Genomic DNA, 19,444 nt, shown 5'->3' with positions numbered 1-19,444 from the left:
GCGGTGGACGTCGTCGTCACCGGGGCCACCGGCAACATCGGCACCGCCGTCGTCGACCGCCTCCTGGCCGACCCCGACGTCACCCGGGTGCGGGGGCTCGCCCGGCGCCTGCCGGTCACCGAGGAGGGCAAGCGGCCCGGCGAGCGGATCGAGTGGCACCAGGCCGACGTCCGCTCCGACGACCTCGCCGGCCTCTTCCACGGGGCCGACTGCGTGATCCACCTGGCCTGGATGTTCAACCCCACCCACCGCCCGGAGACCACCTGGGAGACCAACGCCGTCGGCACCGCCCGGGTGCTCGCCGCGGTCGCCGCGGCGCGGGTGCCCCAGGTGGTCGCCGCCTCCTCGATCGCGGCCTACTCGCCCCGGGTCGACCTCACCCCGGTCGACGAGTCCTGGCCGACGCACGGCACCTCCGCGGCGTCGTACTGCCGGGAGAAGGCCTACGTCGAGCGGCTGCTCGACGCCGCCGAGGCCGGCACCGACGCCACCGTGGCCCGGTTGCGCCCCGCCTTCGTCTTCCAGCGCCGCGCCGCCTCGGAGCAGCGACGCATCTTCGGCGGCCCGCTCGCACCGCAGCGGCTGGTGCGGCCCTCGCTGGTCCCGGTGCTGCCGTTCCCCACCGACGTGCCGTTCCAGGCCATCCACGCCCTCGACCTGGCCGACGCGGTCGCCCGCATCGTCGTCCGCCGCGCGGCCGGACCCTTCAACCTCGCCGCTCCCGACGTGGTCGAGGCCGCCGACCTGGCGGCCGTCTTCGAGGCCAGGCACGTGCCCGTCCCCAAGGCGGTGCTGCGCGGACTGATCGCCGGCGGGTGGAAGGCCCGGGCCCTCCCGGCCGACCCGCGGCTCTGGGACGCCCTGAGCCGCCTGCCGGTGATGTCGACCGAGCGGGCCCGCCGCGAGCTGGAGTGGCAGCCGCGGCTCACCGGCCCCGAGGCGGTCGGCGACCTGGTCGCGGGGATGGCCGACGGCGCCGGCTTCGGCACCCCTCCCCTGCACGCCTCCTGACCGCACGCCTCCCGACCGCACGCCTCCCGACCGGAAAGGCACCATGACCGACACTGCCCCGTCCGAGACTCCCCTGCAGGTCGACACGGTCGTCCTCGACATCGACGGCACCCTGCTCGACTCCAACTACCACCACACGGTCGCCTGGGTGCGGGCCTTCGCCCGCCTCGGCCACGACGTGCCGGCGTGGCGGATCCACCGGCAGATCGGCAAGGGCGGTGACCGGCTCGTCACGGCCGCCGCCGGCCAGCGGGTCGAGGACGCCGACGGCGACGCGGTGCGGGAGGCGTGGGAGGAGGAGTTCGACGCGATCATCGAGCAGACCACCCTGCTGCCGGGCGCCCGCGACCTGCTCCAGGCGCTGCGCCAGCGTGGGTTCACGGTGGTGCTGGCCAGCTCGGCCATCCCCCGGCACGCCGAGCACGCCACCGCGCTGCTGGACGCCGACGACCTCGTCGACGCCACCACCACCGCCGAGGACGCCGAGGAGACCAAGCCCGACCCCGAGCTGCTGGACGTGGCGATCGACAAGGTGGCCGGCAGCCGCGCCGTCATGGTCGGTGACTCGGTGTGGGACGTGGAGGCCGCCAACGCCCGCGACCTGCCGACCATCGGCGTGCTCAGCGGGGGCTTCTCCCGCGCGGAGCTGGAGGCGGCCGGGGCCCGGGTGGTGGTCGAGGACGTCGCCGAGCTGGTCGACCGGCTCGACGAGCTGCTCCGCCCCGCGGACTGAGCGGTCCCCGAAGCCGTCCGTGCCCTGCGAGGAGCTGGAGGCCCCCGAGGCGGTGCGGACTGACGCCCACCGGCCCGCGATCAGAGGGAGGGCAGGGTCACGCCGACGGTCCCCCCGCCAGTCGGCGCCGCACCACGCGCCGCCGCAGCGTGGGCGTGGCGACCACCTCGTAGCCAGCCTCGAGGAAGACCTGCAGCAGGCCGACCGACGCCTCGTCCCAGATCACCGACTTCCCCGGCGGGGGCTCGATCGGGTAGCCCTCCAGGACGTGCGCGCCGACCTGCTCGCCGTACTCGACCGTGGCCGCGGCGAGCTCGTAGGTCAGCCCGGACTTCCGCCGGCCCGGGCGGACGACGAAGCAGGTCACCGACCAGACGCCCTCCAGCTCGGGGTCCATCCGCATCCACGGCTGTTTCCGGCTCCACAGCCGGGGGTAGTTCTCCCGCTGCTCGACCGCCACCCAGCCGGCGGGCTCGCCGTCGACGTAGCCGATCAGCCCCGACGTCGGACCGCTGGTGCCGCAGCCGGTCTGCTCGACCAGCGCGGCGTCCCGCTGCTCCTGGGTGGTGTCCCGCCAGATCCAGCCCGGCACCTTCCACGTCTGGCAGCGACACTTGGCCGGCCCACCCGTGGCGAAGACGGCCTCGACGTCCTCGGGCGCGGCCCGGTTGGCGGGGAGCCAGGTGAAGTCAGCCATGTCGCGAGCCTAGGAGCGCACGGGGACGCCGTACGGGTCCCGCGAGACCGCGTCCACCGGCACCACGTCGCGTCCCAGCGGCAGCAGCGAGAGCGGCACCATCTTCCAGCAGGCCACGCCGAACGGGATGCCGACGACGGTGACGCAGAGCAGCAGGCCGGCGACCAGGTGCGCCAGGGCCAGCTCCCAGCCGAAGAAGATCACCCAGAGCACGTTCCCGATCAGCGAGCCGAGGCCGGCCTGCTGCTTCCACACCACCGTGCGGCCGAACGGCCAGAGCACGAAGCCGGCGAGCCGGAACGACGCGATGCCGAACGGGATGGTGATGATCAGGATGCAGGCGACGACGCCCGCGACCAGGTAGCCGAGCGCCAGCCACCAGCCGGCGAGGAGGAGCCACAGGACGTTCCCGATGGTGCGCATGCCTCCACTCTGGCACGCCGAGCCCTGCCCTGGAACGCAGAGCGATGTCTGGCTGGGACAGGACCTCCTGACTCGTCAGGCGCCGTCCTCGGTGAGGGTCGTGGCGGGGAGCCAGTCGGCGCCGAGGAGCTCGGCGAGGTCGGCGAGGCCGCTGGTGTCGCTGCCCACCGTGTCGGAGGCCGCGGCGATCCGCTCGACCATCACCTTGCCGACCTGCTCCTCGACGGTGCCCTCGGCGTAGGCGATGTGCCACGGCGAGACCTGGTGGTCGCGGTGGGTGCGCCCGGTCACCTGCCGTCCGGCGATGCCGGAGAAACGGGCCTGGTGGAAGACCCCGACCCGCGGCTCGGTGCTGGCCTGCCGGCCGTCGGCGAGGGTCTCGCCGGCGTGCAGGCTGATCGAGGCGACGGTGGTGAAGACGCAGACCTTCGCCTCGCCGGTCTGGAACCGCAGCCGCTCGGCCTCGGGGTCGAACCGGTCGCGGCCGTAGATCGTGGCGACCTCGATGCCCGAGTCACGCAGCCGGTCGGCGATCGGGGCGGCGGCGGTCGCGACGAACTCCACCGAGCACGCCACCTGCCGCTCGGCCTGGACCTGCTGGGCGATCCAGGCGACCGTCGAGTCGACGCGGATCAGCCCGGCCTTCTGCCGGAACCGCAGCAGCGCGGCCCGGCCCTTGGCGACGTTGCGGCCGCGGCGGGCGATCTCCATCTCCCGGCAGAACTCCCCCCACTCCGCCTCGTACGCCGTCCGCTCGGCCGGGGTGAGGGCCACCGGCATCCCGGAGATCGGCACCGGCCCCCACGGGGCGGCCCGGTGCAGCATCGCCTGCGGCCGGACGTCGGTGAGCCAGCCGCGGACCAGCTTGAGGTCCGCGGCGCGCCGCGCCGGGTCGCTCGTCCACGTCGCGCCGTAGCGGCCGCGCTCCACGCCGACGCCGTGGCGTTCCAGGGCCTCGGCGAAGGTGGCGGCGGGTTGGGCCACGGAAGACCACTGCTTCATCGGCTCACCGAGCACCTGGGCGTAGGCCGGGGCGAGGTAGGGCAGCTCGAGCGGGGTGTGCCCGGGCGTCGCGGTGGTGGCGATGACGAACGGCGCCTTGTCGTGGGCCTTGCCGTGCCCGGAGATCCTCGCCCACAGCTTCCACCGCTTGGTCGTCGTGCGCCGCAGCGCGTGCGCCTCGTCGGCGATGATCACGTCCCAGGTGTGGTCGGTGACCTTGTCGAGCCGGTCCCAGGTGATCACCACCCAGTCCAGGCCGCCGTCGCCCAGCGCCGTGATCGTCCGGCACCAGTGGCCGATGGTGATCGCGGCGGGCCGGTCGGCGACCACCAGCACCCGGCTCGCGCCCCGCAGGTCGCCCACCGCGGTGGCGCCGAGGACGGCCGAGATCGTCTTGCCCACCCCCGGCTCGTCGGCCAGCAGGAAGAGCCGTCCACCGGCGGCGGCCCGCTCGGCGATCGCGTCGGCCGCCTCGAACTGGATCTGCCGGGGCTCGAGCGCGTCGGTCGGCTCGGGGTTGGGCCTCGGGTCGTCGGGGTTGAGGGTGTTCTCCAGGAACCGGCCCAGCGTGTACGGGCCCGGGGCGTACGGCGCGAGGTGCGCGGGCAGCGCGCGGCCGACGTAGAGGTGCATCTTGACCGCCGGGTGCCAGGAGGCGTCGTCGACCTGGGTCCCGTAGGGGACGTCGAGCACCCACAGCCGCTCCCCCGGCCCGGCGGCTGGCAGCGGCCTTGGCGCCTGGCGCGCCCCACCCCGACGCGAGGAACCACCCCGGCGGCGGGCGGGAGAGCGACGGGAGCTGGGCACCCCCGGACGCTACCGGGACCGTGTTGGACGTCTCCGACCGCACTGACCAGAGCGCGCCCCGGAGCGAAGACGAGGATTGAGCAACGGCGCCGGCCCGTCCTGACAGCGGCCGCTCATGGCTCGTTGCGCTGCGGCGCGATCTCGCTCAGCCGAGTGAGAGAACCGTCTTCGCGCGGGCGTGGCCACTGCCGACGTGCGCGACGGCTGCCGCGGCGTCCTCGAGCGGGAACACCCGGTCGATCACCGGCCTGATCCGTCCGGTGTCGATGAGTCCGGCGAGGGTCTGGAGGTCCGTGGTGCGCTGCGTGCCCATCACCGGCACCAGGCGCTGGCGGAGCAGGGGCGACCAGAGCAGCGCGCGCAGCTGCCGGTCGAAGCCCTGGAGCAGTCGACCCTCCCCCGCCTCGCCACCGATCAGGACCAGCACGCCGCGCGGTGTCAGGGCACGGCGGAGCCGGGTGAGCTTCCGGTTGCCGGCGGTGTCGATGACCACGTCGTACGCCGGCGCCGCGGAGGTCGGTGTGGTGGGGTCGGCGACGGTGTAGTCGATGACCGCGTCGGCTCCGAGGGAGCGGACGAAGTCGGCCTTGCCGGCGCTGCACACCCCGGTGACGTGAGCGCCCTCGGCCTTGGCCAGCTGCACGGCGAAGATGCCCACGCCGCCGCCGGCACCGAGGACCATGACCCGCCGCCCTTCGAGGTCGCCGGCCTTGCGCACGGCTGCGAGGGCCGTCTGCCCGGAGATGGGTACGGCGGCCGCCTCCTGGAAGGCCAGCCCGGTGGGCATCCGGGCCACCTTGTCCGCCTTGGCCACGGCGTACTCGGCGTAGCTGCCCCGGCCGGTGCCGAACACCTCGTCGCCGACGACCAGGCCCCGCACCCGGGAGCCCACGGCGGTCACGACGCCGGCCAGGTCCAGGCCGGGGACGGGCTGCCGCGGTCGGCGCAGGCCGAAGCCGAGCCGGACGCCGTACGGAAGCCCGGTGACCACGTGCCAGACACCGGGATCGACCCCGGCGGCCCGCACCCGGACCAGGACCTCGTCGTCCCGCGGTACTGGGACGGGCACGGACCCCACCCTCAGCACCTCGGGCGGGCCGTAGCCGTCCTGGACGATGGCTCGCATCATGCTTCCTCCTCGGTGCCGGGGTGGTCGAAGACGTCGGTGAGCGGCACCCCGAAGACGGCCGCGATCTGGAAGGCCATCTCCAGGGACGGCGAGTAGCGGCCCTGCTCGATGGCGATGACGGTCTGGCGGGTCACGCCGATCCGGCGGGCGAGCTCGGCCTGGGTCAGGTCGCCGTGAGCGGCCCGCAGGGAGCGGATCGAGTTGGTGACGCGGGTGGGCTTCACCATGTGTGGAAGCCCCGGCGGTAGGCGACGATCTTGGCGGCCGAGGACACCACCGCGGAGAGCGTGAAGCCGAGGAAGATGACGTTCGCGATCCAGAAGGGCTCCCACTCCGCCAGGGCCATCGCCAGCGCGGCGACGGCGCCGAGGATCACGAACGACTGGCCGACGTACTCCCCGGCGCGGTGGATCTCCACGTCCCGCCGGTCCTTGCGGGCACGCGTGTCGAACCCGATGCCCGCCACGACGTTGAGGACTATCTGCGCGAGGATCGCGCCGCCCACGCTCCACAGCAGTGCCGTCGCGTAGGGCACGGTCGCAGCCGATCCCTCGGCCAGCTGCGGCCCCACCCGACCGAGGTACAGGGCGTAGGCGGTGCTTGCCACCACCGCCATGATCCAGGCCCGCTTCTCCTCGTACGCCATCCGTTCCTCCCCCCGCACCGACGCCATGTCGACTTCATGTGTCAAAGATGTTTGACACGTCGGAGACTAGGGAGCACTGCCAGGCATGTCAAACATTCTTTACTCTTCGAGGGAGCGCTGACCTCTTCCGTGTCAAGGAAGCGCGGCCGCGGCCAGCGGCGCTACGGTCTGCTGCTCTTCGGGGTCGAGGGCAGGTCGTTCGAGGGGTTCGCCCCACTCTCAGGGTTCTTCGCCTGCGCCGACGGGTGGGTGCGCACGCACGCCGATTACCCGCACCACGCCGCTCGCCTGCTCGCGCTGCTCGCCCACGGGCCCGACGCGGGCCGGGAGGCCGCGGCGGCCGCCCTCGGCGAGCGCCGCGGTCAGGAGCTGGAGGACGCGGCCGCGGCCACAGGAGCCCTGATCGTCCGGTTCCGCTCCGAGAAGGAGTGGCGGGCAGCGAGCCCGGCCGGCGTGCCACCGAAGGTCCGCTCGTGAGGACCCGCACCAGGGAGGACTCCCGGCAGGCGACGCTGGTCGGCGGCGCCCGCCCGCTCAGCGGCGTCAGGGTGCTCGACCTGACCCGGGTGCTCGCCGGCCCGGTCTGCACACGAACCCTGGCGCTGCTGGGTGCGGACGTGCTGCGGATCGACCCGCCGCACCTGCCGGAGATCGAGTGGCAGCACCTCGACACCGGCCAGGGGAAGCGGTCGGCGTTGCTCGACGCGCCGGGTCGTACGCCGGACCACCCGGCGCCCGCCGTACCCGCCGCGACCGTCACGCACGACGCGATGACGACGGCTCGACCCGCTGTCCCGGGCTTCGACGACTACCCCGCCCCGGCGCGGCCCTGGGGACGGGACCTCCCCGCCTGGTGACGTCCGCACCTCGCGGCGACTGACGCGTTCCCTGGGGCGCTGGCACCGGTAGATTCACCAGATGCCTGACGACCAGCACCGCCACCCCGACGTCTCCGAGGTCGAGCTCGTCGGCGGGGTGGAGAAGCGCGAGATCGTGCTCCACCCGTACGACGCCACGTGGCCGGCGACCTTCGAGGAGCACCGGGCCCGCATCCGGGAGGCCGTCGGCGAGCACGCCGTACGGGTGGAACACATTGGCTCCACCTCGGTGCCGGGCCTGGCCGCCAAGCCGATCATCGACATCCTCCTGGTGGTGCCCGACATCACCGCCGAAGAGGACTACCTCGACCAGCTGCTCGCTTCCGGCTACCAGCTGCGGGCCCGGGAGCCGGGCCACCGACTGGTGCGGACCCCCGCGCGGGACGTGCACGTGCACATCCTGGAGGTCGGGCATCCCGACATCGACGACTACCTCGTGCTGCGTGGCCGCCTACGCGCAGATGACGCCGACCGGGCCCTCTACGAACGGACGAAGCGCTCGCTGGCCGAGCGGGACTGGCCGGACATGAACGCCTATGCCGACGCCAAGACCCAGGTGGTCACCGAGATCCTGGCCCGGGGACGCTAGCCAGCGATCACGACCAGGGAGGCCACGTTCTCACCTTCGCGCAGCACCACGACCTGTGAGTCACTGAGCGGCCAGCACGCGCCCAGCGATCCAGCTCAGGTCGGCCGCGGTCCGAGCCGGCGAAGCCGAGGGCTGCATCACGTGGCTGAGCACCACCCGCACGATCACCTCGATGCCCGTGGCCAGCCGCACCGGGTCAAGCGCGACGTCGTACTCGGCGACGCGCTCGGCCACCACCGTCTGCGCGGTCTGGAGCAAGGTCGCGGAGTGCGTGGTGAGCAGCGGCAGCAGCTCGGTGTCGGTGCCGTGGGTCGCGGAGACGATGGCGCGCAGCAGTGCGTTGTCCTGGGCCAGCACCAGCACGTCGTGACAGGCGCCCTCCACGGCCGTGACCAGGTCGTCGGGCGAGCGGTCGAAGGCGCGCGTGACGGCGTCGAGGAAGCGGGTCAGCTCGGCCGAGATCACCGCCTCGGCGAGCTCCTGCTTGGTGCCGATCTGGTCATAGACGGTCTGGCGGCTCACCCCCACCTCGCCGGCGAGCCGAGCCATCGTCACGTGCGACCAGCCGTGGGCGGTGGTCAGCTCGACCGCGCTCACCACCAGGCGCTGCCGGAGCGTCGGTGCTGCCGTCGGGGAGGTCACCCGGGTGAGTCTAGGAACCGCGCATGAAACGCCTGGGGACCGGCGCGCCGCTCGACACCGCCTCCGCCGGGTCCACCGGCACGAAGTCGACCTTGTCCCGGACCCCGCAGTCCGGGCAGCTCCACGTGGCGGGGACGTCGGCCCAGGCGGTGCCGGCCGCGAAACCCTCGTGCTCGTCCCCGGCCGCCACCTCGTAGGTGTAGCCGCACCCGGGGCAGCGTGCGGCCAGTACCTCGGCGCCCTGCTTGCCGTCGCCGCTCCACGCGAGGTCGGTGCCCGGGCGAGCACTGGTCGGGCGAGCCTCCGGTACGGCGTAGCGGCGCAGGTAGGCGTCGCGGCGCCGGGGGCTCAGGTTGGCCCGGGTCACGTCGCCGTCGAAGTGGGCCAGCACCCGCGGGTCCATCACCCGGCGCCACACCGGCGGGAACGCGGCCAGCAGGATCATCCCGGCATATCCGGTGGGCAGCACCGGCGACTCCGCGAAGTCACGCAGCGCCTGGTAGCGCCGGGTCGGGTTGGCGTGGTGGTCGCTGTGCCGCTGCAGGTGGTAGAGCAGCACGTTGGTGGCGATGTTGTTGGAGTTCCAGCTGTGGCTCGGGTCGACGCGCTCGTAGCGCTCCCGCTCCCCCACGCCGACCTTCTGCCGCAGCATCCCGTAGTGCTCCATGTAGTTGACGACCTCGAGCAGGCTCAGCCCCACCAAGGCCTGGAGCACCAGGTAGGGCAGCACGCCTGGCCCGAGCCAGAGCATCAGGGCGCCCCACAGCACCGCGGTCATCAGCCAGGCGTTCAGCACGTCGTTGCCGAGCCGCCACGGGTGCTGGCTGCGACGCGCGTAGCGGCGCTTCTCCAGCCGCCAGGCCGAGCGCAGCGAACCCACCACCGTCCGCGGCCAGAACTCGTAGAAGCTCTCACCCAGCCGACTGCTCGCCGGGTCCTCAGGCGTCGCCACCCGGACGTGGTGGCCACGGTTGTGCTCGATGTAGAAGTGGCCGTAAGCGACCTGGGCGAGTGCGATCTTGGAGAGCCAGCGCTCGTGCGACTCCTTCTTGTGGCCCAGCTCGTGGGCAGTGTTGATGCCGATCCCGCCGATGCAGCCGATCGAGATGCTCAGGGCGACCTTGTCGACAGACCCGAGCTCAGGCGTCCAACCCAAGGGGTCCCCGCGCATCACCAGGTACATCGCGCCGACGAAGCCGACGTACTGCAGGGGCAGGAAGAGGTAGGTGATCCAGCGGTAGTAGCGATCGGCTTCCAGCGCCTCGATGACGTCGTCGGGCGGGTTGGCGCGATCCAGCCCGACCACCAGGTCGATGGCGGGCACGATCACCAGGATCACGATCGGTCCCAGCCACAGCCACACGCCCCAGCCGGTCAGTCCGTACATCCCGTAGCCGAGGAAGGCCAGTGACGGCACGACGAGCCCGATCAGCCAGAGCCGACGCTTGCGGTCACGCCAACCGTTGGTGGACTCAGGCGAGACGGTGCTGTGGGGGATCCGGTCCGGGGTCATCGAATCTCCTGTGCGCAGCCGAGGTTTGACAAAAAGATAGGGTTTGTAAACCCATGTGGCAAGGGTCACAGCGTCGCCAACCCGAGCTCAGCCTGCCAGCGTGCTGGTCATGCTGAGACTCGGAGCGGTCGTGCTGCAGGTGTCCGCCATCGAACGCGCTGGCGCGTTCTGGTCCGAGGCGCTCGCCTTCGACCGGGCCCCGTGGGATCCCGCGTTCATCGTGCCGCAGGACACGGCGCCGGGCACTTGGCACCACGCTCAGCACCTGTACGCCACGGCGTCGCCGTCGACGCTCCACAACGGCCCCTCGACGATCGCCGCCTCACCGTCCCACCTCAGGTCGGCGGTGCCGTAGGCGAACGGTTTGTCCCCGTCGTCGGTCTTGTACTCCCCCACCCGACGGGCGAGACCCGTCGTCCCGCGGAGCAGGTAGACGGCACCGCCCCCGGACATGAACCAGGCGTGCTCCGCCGCCACGACCCGACAACCCTGCGGCGAAGCGGCGGGGTGCAGAGAGTAGGTGGTGAACACGGCAGCCGAGGCGGTGCTGAGCAGTCCCGCGACCAGCACCAGCACGGTGACGAGCAGGGTGCCCCGCGGGGCGCTCCGGGTGTTCCTGCGACGGGCGAGGCGGCGGGTCACCAGTGCGGCGACGGCCAGGAGCACCGCCAGCCCTGAGAGCGGGACGACGACGCCCCGCACGACCAGGAGGAGTCCGAGCCTGGGCAGCAGGAGGCACCCGACAGCGCAGCACGCGAGGACGAGCTCCCGTGACCTCCACGGGCGGTTCTGGCCGACGCGTGTCTCGGTCTCCCCCATGACGGGAGCATTCCATGCGCACGCCCGGCCGGCTCCTGTCGCGGGCGACGATGGGACGGCCTGCCTGGGGACGGCGGTCCGGGGACGGCGTTCACTCCGAGGGGCTCGCGCGCGAGAGCCGCACCTCCTCGATGTCGAGCCGCGCCTGGACCCGGCGCAGCACGATGTCGTCGATCCGCCGTTCGTCGCGGAGCGCCAGAAGCGCCTCCCGGCGGCGGGCGAGGAGGGCGAGCGACAGGGTCGTGTGCTGGTCGTCGTGCCGCACCAGCGGGTGGCCCTCGGCCCCGGCGGCGCCGAGCAGCCGGCGTTGGATGTCGAGCTCACGGCGTACCCGCTCGACGACCTTCTCGGCGGTGCCGAGCTCGGCGGCGGTGGCGTCGAGGGCGTCGATCGCCGCGTCGAGGGTGGAGACCTCCGCGAGCTGGATCTCCTCGGCGACCGAGTCGTCGCGGGGCAGTCGGGCGAACCGCACCACCGCCGGGAGCAGCAGCGCCTGCAGCAGGGTCAGCACGATCACGCCACAGGCGACGACCACGATCAGGTCGCGCTCGGGGAACGGCGCTCCCGACTCCAGCGTGCGTGGCACCGCGAGCACCGCGGCGAGGGAGACCGCGCCGCGGAAGCCCGCCACCGCGGTGACCGTCCGCTGCCGTGCCCCGACCCGCCGGGCGCGCTGCACAGGCCGGCGGTCGACGAGCCGGACGAGGTACGGCGTGGTGTAGGTCCACACCCACCGCACGCCGATCACCACGGCGGCCACCACGAGCGTGTAGACCAGCGCCTCGCGCACCGAGGTGCTGGTGAGCCCGCGGAACGCCGACTGCGCCGAGAGCCCGATCAGCACGAAGAGCGAGCTGCTCAGCACCGTCGTGGAGAGCGTCCAGAACGGCGTGACGAGGTGCCGGGTGGCCGCGTTCGTGATCCGGGGAGCCACCTGGCTCATGAACAGCCCGCACGCCACGACGGCCAGCACCCCGGATGCTCCGATCGCCTCGGCCGCGAGGAACGCCGCGAACGGGGTCACCAGCATCGCGATGCCCTCGAGCATCGGGTCGTCCAGCCGACGGCGGACCTGCCAGCTGAGCAGACCGACCAGTCCCCCGGCCAGCACGCCGCCGCAGTAGGAGAGCACCAGGAGCCAGGTGACGTGCCAGCCGGTCAGAGTCTCCTCGCCGACGGTGACACCGACCGCCAGGCCGTAGAGGACCAGCGCAGTGCCGTCGTTGACCAGGCTCTCGGCGCGCAGCACCGTGACCGTACGGCGAGGCAGGTCGCGGGCCAGGACGCCGACCGCCGTCGCATCCGTCGGCGCGAGCGCCGCGCCCAGCACCCATGCCGGGCCCCACTCCATCCCCAGGGCGTGCGCCGCCCAGGCGACCGCGCCGGCGGTGGCCAGCACCAGCGCGGTGCTGGACAGGACGACGACGCGCAGGTTGCTGCGGATCTCGCGCAGCGACGTGGTCAGGCTCTCCCAGTAGAGCAACGCGGGCAGGAAGAGCAGGAGGACGACCTCCGGCGGCAGGTGCGCCTCGCGCAGCCGCGGCACGAACCCCACGAGCACGCCGACGAGCACCAGCAGGACCGCCGGGGCGATCGGGTAGCGGCGCGCCAGCGAGCCGCACGCCACCAGCGCGACTCCCAGCACCACGACCATCTCGAGTCCGAGCACCTGTTCATCGTGACCGCACCCGGGGCGCGCGACCAGCCCCCGGCTCACCCGGGGACAGGCTCCGCGGCGACGGGTCTAGCCGACGACCGCGGGTCGGCCCAGCCGAACCTTCTGCACCCCGTCGGAGTAGTGCACGAGCGCCGGCTCGCCCAGGTCGGGCAGGCCGACGGAGCGGACGAGGTTCTGGTCCAGTGACCGCAGGCTCGCCTCGCGCAGGGGCCACGGCTCGTGCTCGACGGGCGTGACCAGCAGGCGACCGAGGTGACGGGTGTAGGCGCGCCAACGACCGGTCACCCAGATGTCGAGGTCCGAGGGCACGACGGCCTCCCCCGGTTCGACCTGGAGCCGGAAGGCCACGGGAGAGCGCCTCCGGGAGCCCGTGTAGGTGACTGAGCGCTCGTCCCGGTCGACCGACATCCGGGCGGCGTGGTACGGAGCCCCGACCGCCGCTCGGACGGCGGCCGCGACGGCGGCACTGCCGACGTCGATGGAGAGGAACCACAAGCCGTCACGTCCGTCAGGTCCCCTCACGTACGTCCTGAGGTTGGTCTCCGGCGTGCTCGTCACGTCGGCCAGGCGGGGGAACCTCGGCGATCCCGGAAGACGGAGGTCGCCCGGGAGATCGGGAAGACCCAGGGGGCGCATGTTGCCCATCACGAACGGGGTCAGGCCCACCCACGCGGACCCGTCGTAGACGTCGACCTCCAACCCGGAGGGAAGCAGCGCCTGGACCGACTCCGGGGCGACGCGCCAGTGGACGAACGTGAGCGCCTCCCACGAGGTCCGCAGCAGCGGGACGGAGACGTGGTGCTCGGTGGTGGGACTGACCATGACGCGGAGCTCCTCCTTCTCGACGCCCATGAGCGTCGAGTGGTACGGCGGCCGGGACCGTCGAGGCTAGTGGCTCTCAGCGCTCACCGTCGGGGTCTGTTCGGCCGTGCGGTGGCCGGCGCGCTGCGTGGGTCCTCGGGCCAGGCGTGCTTGGGATAGCGCCCGCGCAGGTCGGCACGCACGCTGGGATAGCCGTTGTCCCAGAAGGACTCCAGGTCTGCCGTGACGGCGGCCGGACGCCGAGCGGGTGAGAGCAGGTGCAGGAGCAGCGGGACCCGGCCGTCCGCCAGGACGGGCACGTCGGTCCAGCCGAAGACCTCCTGCAGCCGGACGGCGAGCACCGGCTGCTCGTGGCCGTAGTCGATCCGCACGCTCGACCCGCTGGGGACCTCCACGCGTTCGGGGGCCAGCTCGTCGAGCCGGCCTGCCTGCGGCCACGGCACCAGGCTCCGCAGCGCCGCGCCGACGTCGATGCGGCGCAGGTCCGCCGCCGAGCGGACCCGCGCCAGCTGGGGCCCCAACCACGACTCGAGGTGCTGCGTCAGCGCCTCCTCGCTCACGTCGGGCCACGGGTCGCCGAGAGCACGGTGCAGGAAGGCGAGGCGGGCGCGCAGCGCCGTGGCCGACTCCGACCAGCTGAGGAGACCGATCCCCTCGCTCCTCAGGGCCTCGCGGATGGCGTCGGTCACCGCCTGCACCGGTGGGTCGCTGAGCGGGACGGAACCCAGCTCGATCGCCCCCAGCAACGAACGTCGGCGTGCCAGCACCCGCCCGCCGGTCCAGGAGACCTCGTCCACCTCGGTCCACCGGGACCCCGCCGCCTCCAGCGCCAGGTCCTCGGTGAGTGGGGCTGCTGCCCGGATCCGGGCGTCACGCTGGCCTGCCCGCCGCTCCGCGTCACCGACCGCGAGCCACTCCAGGCCGGCCAACGGCCCGGGGTCACGCGGATCGAGCGCCGCGCCCGTCCCGGACGTCATCAGGTAGCTCGAGGCGCCGGCGCGCTTGCGGGCGATCCGGTCCGGGTGCGCCAGGGCCACCACCAGCCCGACGGCCACGTCATCGGTCAGCGCTCGGGCGCCACCCTGCTTCTCGCCACCCTGCTGCTCGCCACCCTGCTGCTGCACGATCGCCTCCAGCCTGGAGACCTGGGTGCGCCACGACCCGGCACGTCGATCAGCGCGCAGCGACCGGAGGGCAGCCACCAGGTCTCCGCCGGGGGCACGCACGTCCTCGCTGAGCATCGCGACCACCTCGGCGGCCCGCCTGGCCCCGACCAGAGGTGCCCCGTCGATCAGGGCCCGCGCCAGCCGCGGGTCGGCCGGCACGCCGGCGATCACCCGCCCCCGCGGGGTGGCCCTCCCGTCCTCGGTCATCGCCCCGATGTCCACCAGCACGTCCTTGGCAGCCGACAGCGCGTGCGCCGGCGGCTGGTCGAGCAGCGCCAGGTCACGCACGTCGCGGCTCCCCCAGCACGCCACCTCCAGGGCGAAGGCCGTCAGGTCGGCGGTGGCGATCTCGGGCTCCGGGTGGGCGGCCAGGTGCGCGTGCTCCGCCTCCGACCAGCAGCGCAGCACGGCGCCCGGCCCCAGCCGTCCGGCCCGCCCCGCTCGCTGCTCGGCCGCCGCCCGGCTCACCGCGACGGTCACCAGCGACGCCAGCCCGCGACGGTGGTCGGTGCGCGGCTCGCGGGAGAACCCGGCATCCACCACCACACGGACCCCCGGCACCGTGAGCGACGACTCGGCCACGGCGGTAGAGACGACCACCCGTCGCCCCGGTCCCTCGCGCAGCGCCAGGTCCTGCTCGGCGGCGGAGAGACGTCCGTGCAGGGCGTGCACGGCCGCGTCCACGCCGGCCAGGCGACGTACGGTCGCCCCGACCTCCGCGACCCCCGGCACGAAGACCAGCACGTCACCCTCGTGCTCGGCGAGCGCGCGACGCACGGTCGCCGCGACGTGGTCGTGGCAGGCCGGGGTGATCCCGCGGTCGTCGGTACGGCGCATCCCCGCCGGCAGCGGGCACCAGACCACCCGCACCGGGTGCAAGGCGCCCGGGACGCGGACCACCGGCGCGGCTCGGCCTTCTGCTGGCGCAGGGTCGGACCCCGCGTGAGCGTGACCTCCCAGCAGGGTGGCCGTCCGTTCGGCCTCGACGGTGGCCGACATCGCCACCAGGGCCAGGTCGTCTCGCAGGTTGGCCCGGACGTCGATGAGCAGCGCCAGGGTCAGGTCGGCGTCGAGGTGTCGCTCGTGCACCTCGTCGAGGACCACGGCGCCGACGCCGCCCAGCTCGGGATCGCGCTGGATCCGCCGGAGCAGCAGTCCGGTGGTGACGACCTCGACCCGGGTGCGCCCGCTGGTGCGCCGGTCCCCACGGACGGCGTACCCGACCGTCTCCCCCACCGGCTCGCCGAGGAGCTGTGCCAGTCGACGGGCGGCGGCGCGAGCCGCGATGCGGCTGGGCTGGGTGACGACGACCCGCCCGGTGACCACGTCGGCGACCGCGGGTGGGACCAAGGTCGTCTTGCCGGTGCCGGGCGGTGCCTGGACCACCGCGACTCCGCTGGTCCGGAGCGCCTCGACGAGGGCGGCCAGGCCCGCCGCGACCGGGAGGTCGGGCGGTGCGGCGAGCAGGTCGCGCAGCGGGTCGGACACTCCTGGAGTGTGCCGGACGTGCCCGGACGGGGTCGTCGTAGGCCCCGCCTTGCCCCACACCATCGGGTCCGCGTCGCGGACGGCACCTGGCGCAGGAGGAACTGGTCACGACGGCGTTGAACCCGTGCTTGGTCCTCCTAGGTCCGGCGGTGGAACCGGATGTCGCCGTCGGCGTGACGTCGGGTGGCGTAGCCGGGGTCGTGGGCGCGGTGGTGGTGCCAGGGGCAGAGGAGGACGAGCTCCTTGAGGTCGCTGCGGCCGCCGCCGGCCCAGGGGTCGGGGCCGCCGTGGTGGGCCTCGCACCAGGGCGCGGGCACCGAGCAGCCGGTGGTCTGGCAGGTGTGGTGCTTGAGCATGTGGGCGTCGCGTTGAGCGGAGGTGAAGAACCGGGTGGCCCTCCCCATGTCCAACGGCACCCCGGTGCTGTCGAGCACGACGGGGATGATGTCGCCCTGGCAGGCCAGCCGCCGCACGTTGTGGGCGGTGACCTCGGTGAGGTCCTCACCGTTGGTGAGGATCTGCCCGGTGCCGGTGAGGTCACGCAGCTTCTCGTAGTCGATCGTGACGAGGACCTTGGTGGCGGCGCCGCCGTGGGCGGGGATCCGCTTCGGGTCGGCGGCCTCGAGGAACGCGCAGAACGCCATCCCGTGCAACCGCTCCTGCGGCAACCGCATCCCGGTGGCCGGATCGACGTGGGCGAAGGGGTGCAACCCTGTGGCGGCGCCGGCGTCCTTGCCGTCGTCCTGGGTGGGTGAGGTCCAGGCCGACAGATAGGTCTTGAGCCGGGCTGCGGCGTGGTCGGGAATCACGCCGGACAGGGTGGAGGCCCCGTCGCCGCGGCGGCGGATGGTGAGCCGGGTCGCGGCGTTGGCGCGTTGCTCGGCGCGTTCCAGCAGCCTGCGCTCGTGCTCCTCGCAGGTCTGGGGGGCGACGGTGTGCAGGATCTTCGCCCCGAGGGCCTCGAGCTCGCGGGGGTTGAACCGGGCGCAGGCGTCCACGAGATGCGCCTCCGCGCTCGCAAGGACGTCGGCGGGTACTTCTTCGCCGGGTAGCGGGTCGGTGATCAGGTCGTCGAGGGCCTTCACGATCACCCGGGCCTGGGGCAGGTTCACCGTTCCCCGAGTGAGACCGGCGCCGACCAGGTGCCAGCGGGAGGAGACCGCGTCGGCGAGCTTCTCCGCAGCCCGGCCGGCGGCGTACCCGGTCCTGGCCCGGGCATCGAGCCACCCCGCCACCGACCTCGCACCGTCGCCCTCAGCCACCCCACCGGGGGCGCCGACGGTGCCGATGACCCGCATCCGCAGCGCCTCGACCCCGTCGACCAGCCGGGTCAGGTCCAGCAACGCCTCCCGCTGCGCGAGCGCCGACAGGTACATGGGATCGGCCGCCGCGGCCAGGTCGAGGGCGGCGTCGATGAGCCCCACCGCCCGGGTGATCGGGTGGCCACCACCTGCCTGCTCCCACATCGCGGACCCCCTCCCCGTGCCGTACCGGAGGACCCCGATGCCCTCCCGACACCCACCAGTCAACAGACGACCACCGACAAGCAGGCTCCCCTGAACGCGCACTTCTCAGAGACCGGACAAGCATGCGAAATCGGTCCTGGGGCCTGGAGCGGGGTGGACCGCCCGACGTCCGGTGATCCGTCATGCTGTGCCGGTGAGCAGTCCTGTCCTCGCCGGTGGACCACGACACTCGTTGGGTCTGTGTGCTGACGGCACCGTGGTGGCGGCCGGCACGGGGGCGTCCGGTGAGTGTCGAGTCGAGGACTGGGTCCAGGTGGTCGGCGTAGCTGCGGGAGACGTGCACACGGCGTCGAACACCGGACGGTCGCACAGCGTCGGCCTCCGCGCGGACGGCACTGTGGTGGCGACGGGCTGGAACGGCGACGGACAGTGTGACGTCGCGTCATGGCGCGGCGTGACCCTTGTCGCCGCGGGCTGGCGCCGCACCCTGGGGCTCCTCGGTGACGGCACCGTGGTGGCTGCGGGACGGCTCCGCGACGGAGCGTGCGACGTGAGCCGCTGGCGTGAGGCTGTCGCCCTGGCCTGTGGCGACTGGCACTCGGTGGGCCTCAGGGCCGATGGGACGACCGTCGCCGTGGGGAACGATCGCCGGGGCCAGTGCGCGGTCGACACCTGGCGTGACGTTGCCGCCGTCGCCGCGGGCTACCTTCACACCGTCGGTCTCACCGACGACGGACGCGTCCTCGCGGTCGGGGACCGATCGACGGGCGCCTGTGACGTCGGTACCTGGCGGGACGTCGTGACAGTGGCAGCTGGGAGCCACCACACCGTCGCAGTCACCACCGCCGGCCGAGTCGTGGCCGTGGGTGGCAACGACTCCGGCCAGTGCGACGTGGCCGACTGGCGCGGGATCGTGGCAGTGGCGGCCGGATCCACCCACACCCTCGGACTGCAAGCGGACGGAACCGTCGTCGCTGCCGGAAGCAACCAGCACGCTCAGTGCGACATCACCGGCTGGGCCGCGATCCGGTCGCCTGACTAGGTGTCGCAAGGAGGCCGCTCTGCCGCGGCTCCAGGGTCGAGGCGCCTCACCGCCCGGCTAGACCGTCCGGGCAAAGCAGGTTTGCCCCTGGCCCACCCGGGTATGCCCCGGTCCTCACTCCGTCTGAAAGGGCTCCTCCATGCCTAGGTTGCTACGTCGCTCATCCGCCCTCCTCGCCGGAGTCCTCGCGGCGGGTGCCTTCAGCGCCCCCGCCCAGGCGGACCCCAACGCGGTCACCGTGAGCGCCGGACCCGGCGTGCTCTTCACCGACTGTGTCGACCACCCCTTCAGCTACTCCATCTCCCCGCCGCTGGACAACCTGAGCTGGAACATCGCGCTGACCGTCCAGGCCCCGGACGGCACCGCCGCCGGCTCCCTCTACATCAGCCACGGCGACCCGACCACCGGCGTCGACACGGAGCAGTTCTGCGGTGGAACCGACATCCCCGGCACCTACACGGTCACCGGTTCCTACTCGCTCACCCTCTGGCCCAACCGCACCGGGGCACCCGTCACGACGACCACCGAGGTCCCTCCCTTCACCTTCGACATGCGGCTGCCCGGAACGGCCGTCACCGCCAAGACACCGACCAAGAAGGTGAAGCGCGGGAAGAAGGTGAAGGTCAACGTCTCGGTGACCGACGAGCGCCCGACCGGGGGCTACTTCGGCACCGACGGCGCCCGGGTCTACCTGCAGCGCAAGAAGGGCTCGAAGTGGGTCTCGGTGCCGAAGGCGAAGGGCTACACGAAGAGCTCGGGCAAGGCGCAGCTGCGCTACAAGCACACCTGGAAGGGGAAGACGACGCTGCGCGCCGTCTCCAGCATCCAGGACCTGGGCATCGCGACGTCGTCGCCCTTCACGGTCAAGGGCAGCTGACCCGAACCACACGAGG

At 73.0% G+C, this 19,444-nt stretch carries 20 protein-coding genes; 7 read left to right on the top strand and 13 right to left on the bottom strand.

Annotated features, from left to right (window positions below; genetic code table 11):
• The first annotated feature begins 3 nt into the window (after positions 1-3).
• Both AC4BGE_RS09815 and AC4BGE_RS09810 read left to right on the top strand, forming a co-directional pair.
• Complete coding sequence (locus AC4BGE_RS09815; RefSeq protein ID WP_490575166.1) at positions 4-1,011, top strand: NAD-dependent epimerase/dehydratase family protein; 1,008 nt, start codon at positions 4-6, stop codon at positions 1,009-1,011.
• 43 nt (positions 1,012-1,054) lie between these two features.
• Positions 1,055-1,744, top strand: a complete 690-nt coding sequence (locus AC4BGE_RS09810) for an HAD family hydrolase (protein WP_490575165.1) — start codon at positions 1,055-1,057, stop codon at positions 1,742-1,744.
• Between the two features lie 97 nt (positions 1,745-1,841).
• On the opposite strand, the gene AC4BGE_RS09805 is transcribed toward AC4BGE_RS09810, so the two are convergent.
• The 6 genes from AC4BGE_RS09805 to AC4BGE_RS09780 all read right to left on the bottom strand — a co-directional run bounded on the left by AC4BGE_RS09805 (position 1,842) and on the right by AC4BGE_RS09780 (position 6,475).
• Positions 1,842-2,441 carry a GNAT family protein gene (locus AC4BGE_RS09805; RefSeq protein WP_490569236.1) on the bottom strand — a complete coding sequence of 200 codons (600 nt, stop codon included), beginning with the start codon at positions 2,439-2,441 and terminating at the stop codon, positions 1,842-1,844.
• A gap of 9 nt (positions 2,442-2,450) precedes the next feature.
• On the bottom strand, positions 2,451-2,864 hold the full coding sequence (locus AC4BGE_RS09800) for a YccF domain-containing protein (RefSeq protein ID WP_490575164.1): 414 nt from the start codon (positions 2,862-2,864) through the stop codon (positions 2,451-2,453).
• Positions 2,865-2,939: 75 nt separating this feature from the next.
• Positions 2,940-4,559, bottom strand: coding sequence for a DEAD/DEAH box helicase (locus AC4BGE_RS09795; RefSeq protein ID WP_490575163.1), 1,620 nt, complete (start codon positions 4,557-4,559; stop codon positions 2,940-2,942).
• A gap of 259 nt (positions 4,560-4,818) precedes the next feature.
• Positions 4,819-5,802: an NAD(P)-dependent alcohol dehydrogenase gene (locus AC4BGE_RS09790; protein ID WP_490575162.1), complete on the bottom strand. Its 984-nt coding sequence runs from the start codon at positions 5,800-5,802 to the stop codon at positions 4,819-4,821.
• Positions 5,799-6,029, bottom strand: a complete 231-nt coding sequence (locus AC4BGE_RS09785; RefSeq protein ID WP_490575161.1) for a helix-turn-helix transcriptional regulator — start codon at positions 6,027-6,029, stop codon at positions 5,799-5,801. The genes AC4BGE_RS09790 and AC4BGE_RS09785 overlap by 4 nt, the downstream gene beginning before the upstream one ends.
• The gene (locus AC4BGE_RS09780; RefSeq protein ID WP_490575160.1) at positions 6,023-6,475 is read right to left on the bottom strand and encodes a hypothetical protein; all 453 of its coding nucleotides are present in this window, start codon (positions 6,473-6,475) and stop codon (positions 6,023-6,025) included. Before AC4BGE_RS09780 ends, AC4BGE_RS09785 begins: the two co-directional genes overlap by 7 nt.
• A 102-nt stretch (positions 6,476-6,577) precedes the next feature.
• On the opposite strand from AC4BGE_RS09780, the gene AC4BGE_RS09775 reads away from it, so the two are divergent.
• The 3 genes from AC4BGE_RS09775 (at position 6,578) to AC4BGE_RS09765 (ending at position 7,915) form a co-directional block, all read left to right on the top strand.
• On the top strand, positions 6,578-6,925 hold the full coding sequence (locus AC4BGE_RS09775; RefSeq protein ID WP_490575159.1) for a hypothetical protein: 348 nt from the start codon (positions 6,578-6,580) through the stop codon (positions 6,923-6,925).
• Positions 6,922-7,305, top strand: coding sequence for a CoA transferase (locus AC4BGE_RS09770; protein WP_490575158.1), 384 nt, complete (start codon positions 6,922-6,924; stop codon positions 7,303-7,305). Before AC4BGE_RS09775 ends, AC4BGE_RS09770 begins: the two co-directional genes overlap by 4 nt.
• Before the next feature lie 61 nt (positions 7,306-7,366).
• A complete protein-coding gene (locus AC4BGE_RS09765) occupies positions 7,367-7,915 on the top strand; it encodes a GrpB family protein (RefSeq protein ID WP_490575157.1) in 549 nt (182 codons plus the stop codon).
• 60 nt (positions 7,916-7,975) lie between these two features.
• Here the strand turns inward: AC4BGE_RS09765 and AC4BGE_RS09760 are convergent, their stop codons facing one another.
• The 7 genes from AC4BGE_RS09760 to AC4BGE_RS09730 all read right to left on the bottom strand — a co-directional run bounded on the left by AC4BGE_RS09760 (position 7,976) and on the right by AC4BGE_RS09730 (position 17,509).
• A complete protein-coding gene (locus AC4BGE_RS09760; RefSeq protein ID WP_490575156.1) occupies positions 7,976-8,557 on the bottom strand; it encodes a TetR/AcrR family transcriptional regulator in 582 nt (193 codons plus the stop codon).
• Positions 8,558-8,567: 10 nt separating this feature from the next.
• Positions 8,568-10,070, bottom strand: a complete 1,503-nt coding sequence (locus tag AC4BGE_RS09755; protein WP_490575155.1) for a fatty acid desaturase — start codon at positions 10,068-10,070, stop codon at positions 8,568-8,570.
• 258 nt (positions 10,071-10,328) lie between these two features.
• Complete coding sequence (locus tag AC4BGE_RS09750) at positions 10,329-10,889, bottom strand: hypothetical protein (protein ID WP_490575154.1); 561 nt, start codon at positions 10,887-10,889, stop codon at positions 10,329-10,331.
• Between the two features lie 91 nt (positions 10,890-10,980).
• Positions 10,981-12,558, bottom strand: a complete 1,578-nt coding sequence (locus AC4BGE_RS09745; RefSeq protein WP_490575153.1) for a Na+/H+ antiporter — start codon at positions 12,556-12,558, stop codon at positions 10,981-10,983.
• A gap of 75 nt (positions 12,559-12,633) precedes the next feature.
• Positions 12,634-13,419 (bottom strand): YqjF family protein, encoded by a 786-nt coding sequence (locus AC4BGE_RS09740; RefSeq protein ID WP_490575152.1) that lies wholly within the window; start codon positions 13,417-13,419, stop codon positions 12,634-12,636.
• Between the two features lie 53 nt (positions 13,420-13,472).
• Positions 13,473-16,106 (bottom strand): ATP-dependent helicase HrpB, encoded by a 2,634-nt coding sequence (hrpB, locus tag AC4BGE_RS09735; RefSeq protein ID WP_490575151.1) that lies wholly within the window; start codon positions 16,104-16,106, stop codon positions 13,473-13,475.
• 74 nt (positions 16,107-16,180) lie between these two features.
• Positions 16,181-17,509 (bottom strand): HNH endonuclease signature motif containing protein, encoded by a 1,329-nt coding sequence (locus tag AC4BGE_RS09730; RefSeq protein WP_490575150.1) that lies wholly within the window; start codon positions 17,507-17,509, stop codon positions 16,181-16,183.
• A gap of 193 nt (positions 17,510-17,702) precedes the next feature.
• On the opposite strand from AC4BGE_RS09730, the gene AC4BGE_RS09725 reads away from it, so the two are divergent.
• Positions 17,703-18,551: an RCC1 domain-containing protein gene (locus AC4BGE_RS09725; RefSeq protein ID WP_490575149.1), complete on the top strand. Its 849-nt coding sequence runs from the start codon at positions 17,703-17,705 to the stop codon at positions 18,549-18,551.
• A 139-nt stretch (positions 18,552-18,690) separates the two neighbouring features.
• Positions 18,691-19,428, top strand: a complete 738-nt coding sequence (locus tag AC4BGE_RS09720; protein WP_490575148.1) for a hypothetical protein — start codon at positions 18,691-18,693, stop codon at positions 19,426-19,428.
• The last annotated feature ends 16 nt before the right edge of the window (positions 19,429-19,444 follow it).

The sequence above is a fragment of the Nocardioides sp. Z50_6 genome (assembly GCF_058215755.1).
The sequence above is the reverse complement of the archived record's forward strand: the minus strand, read 5'-3'. Positions and strand labels throughout refer to the sequence as shown.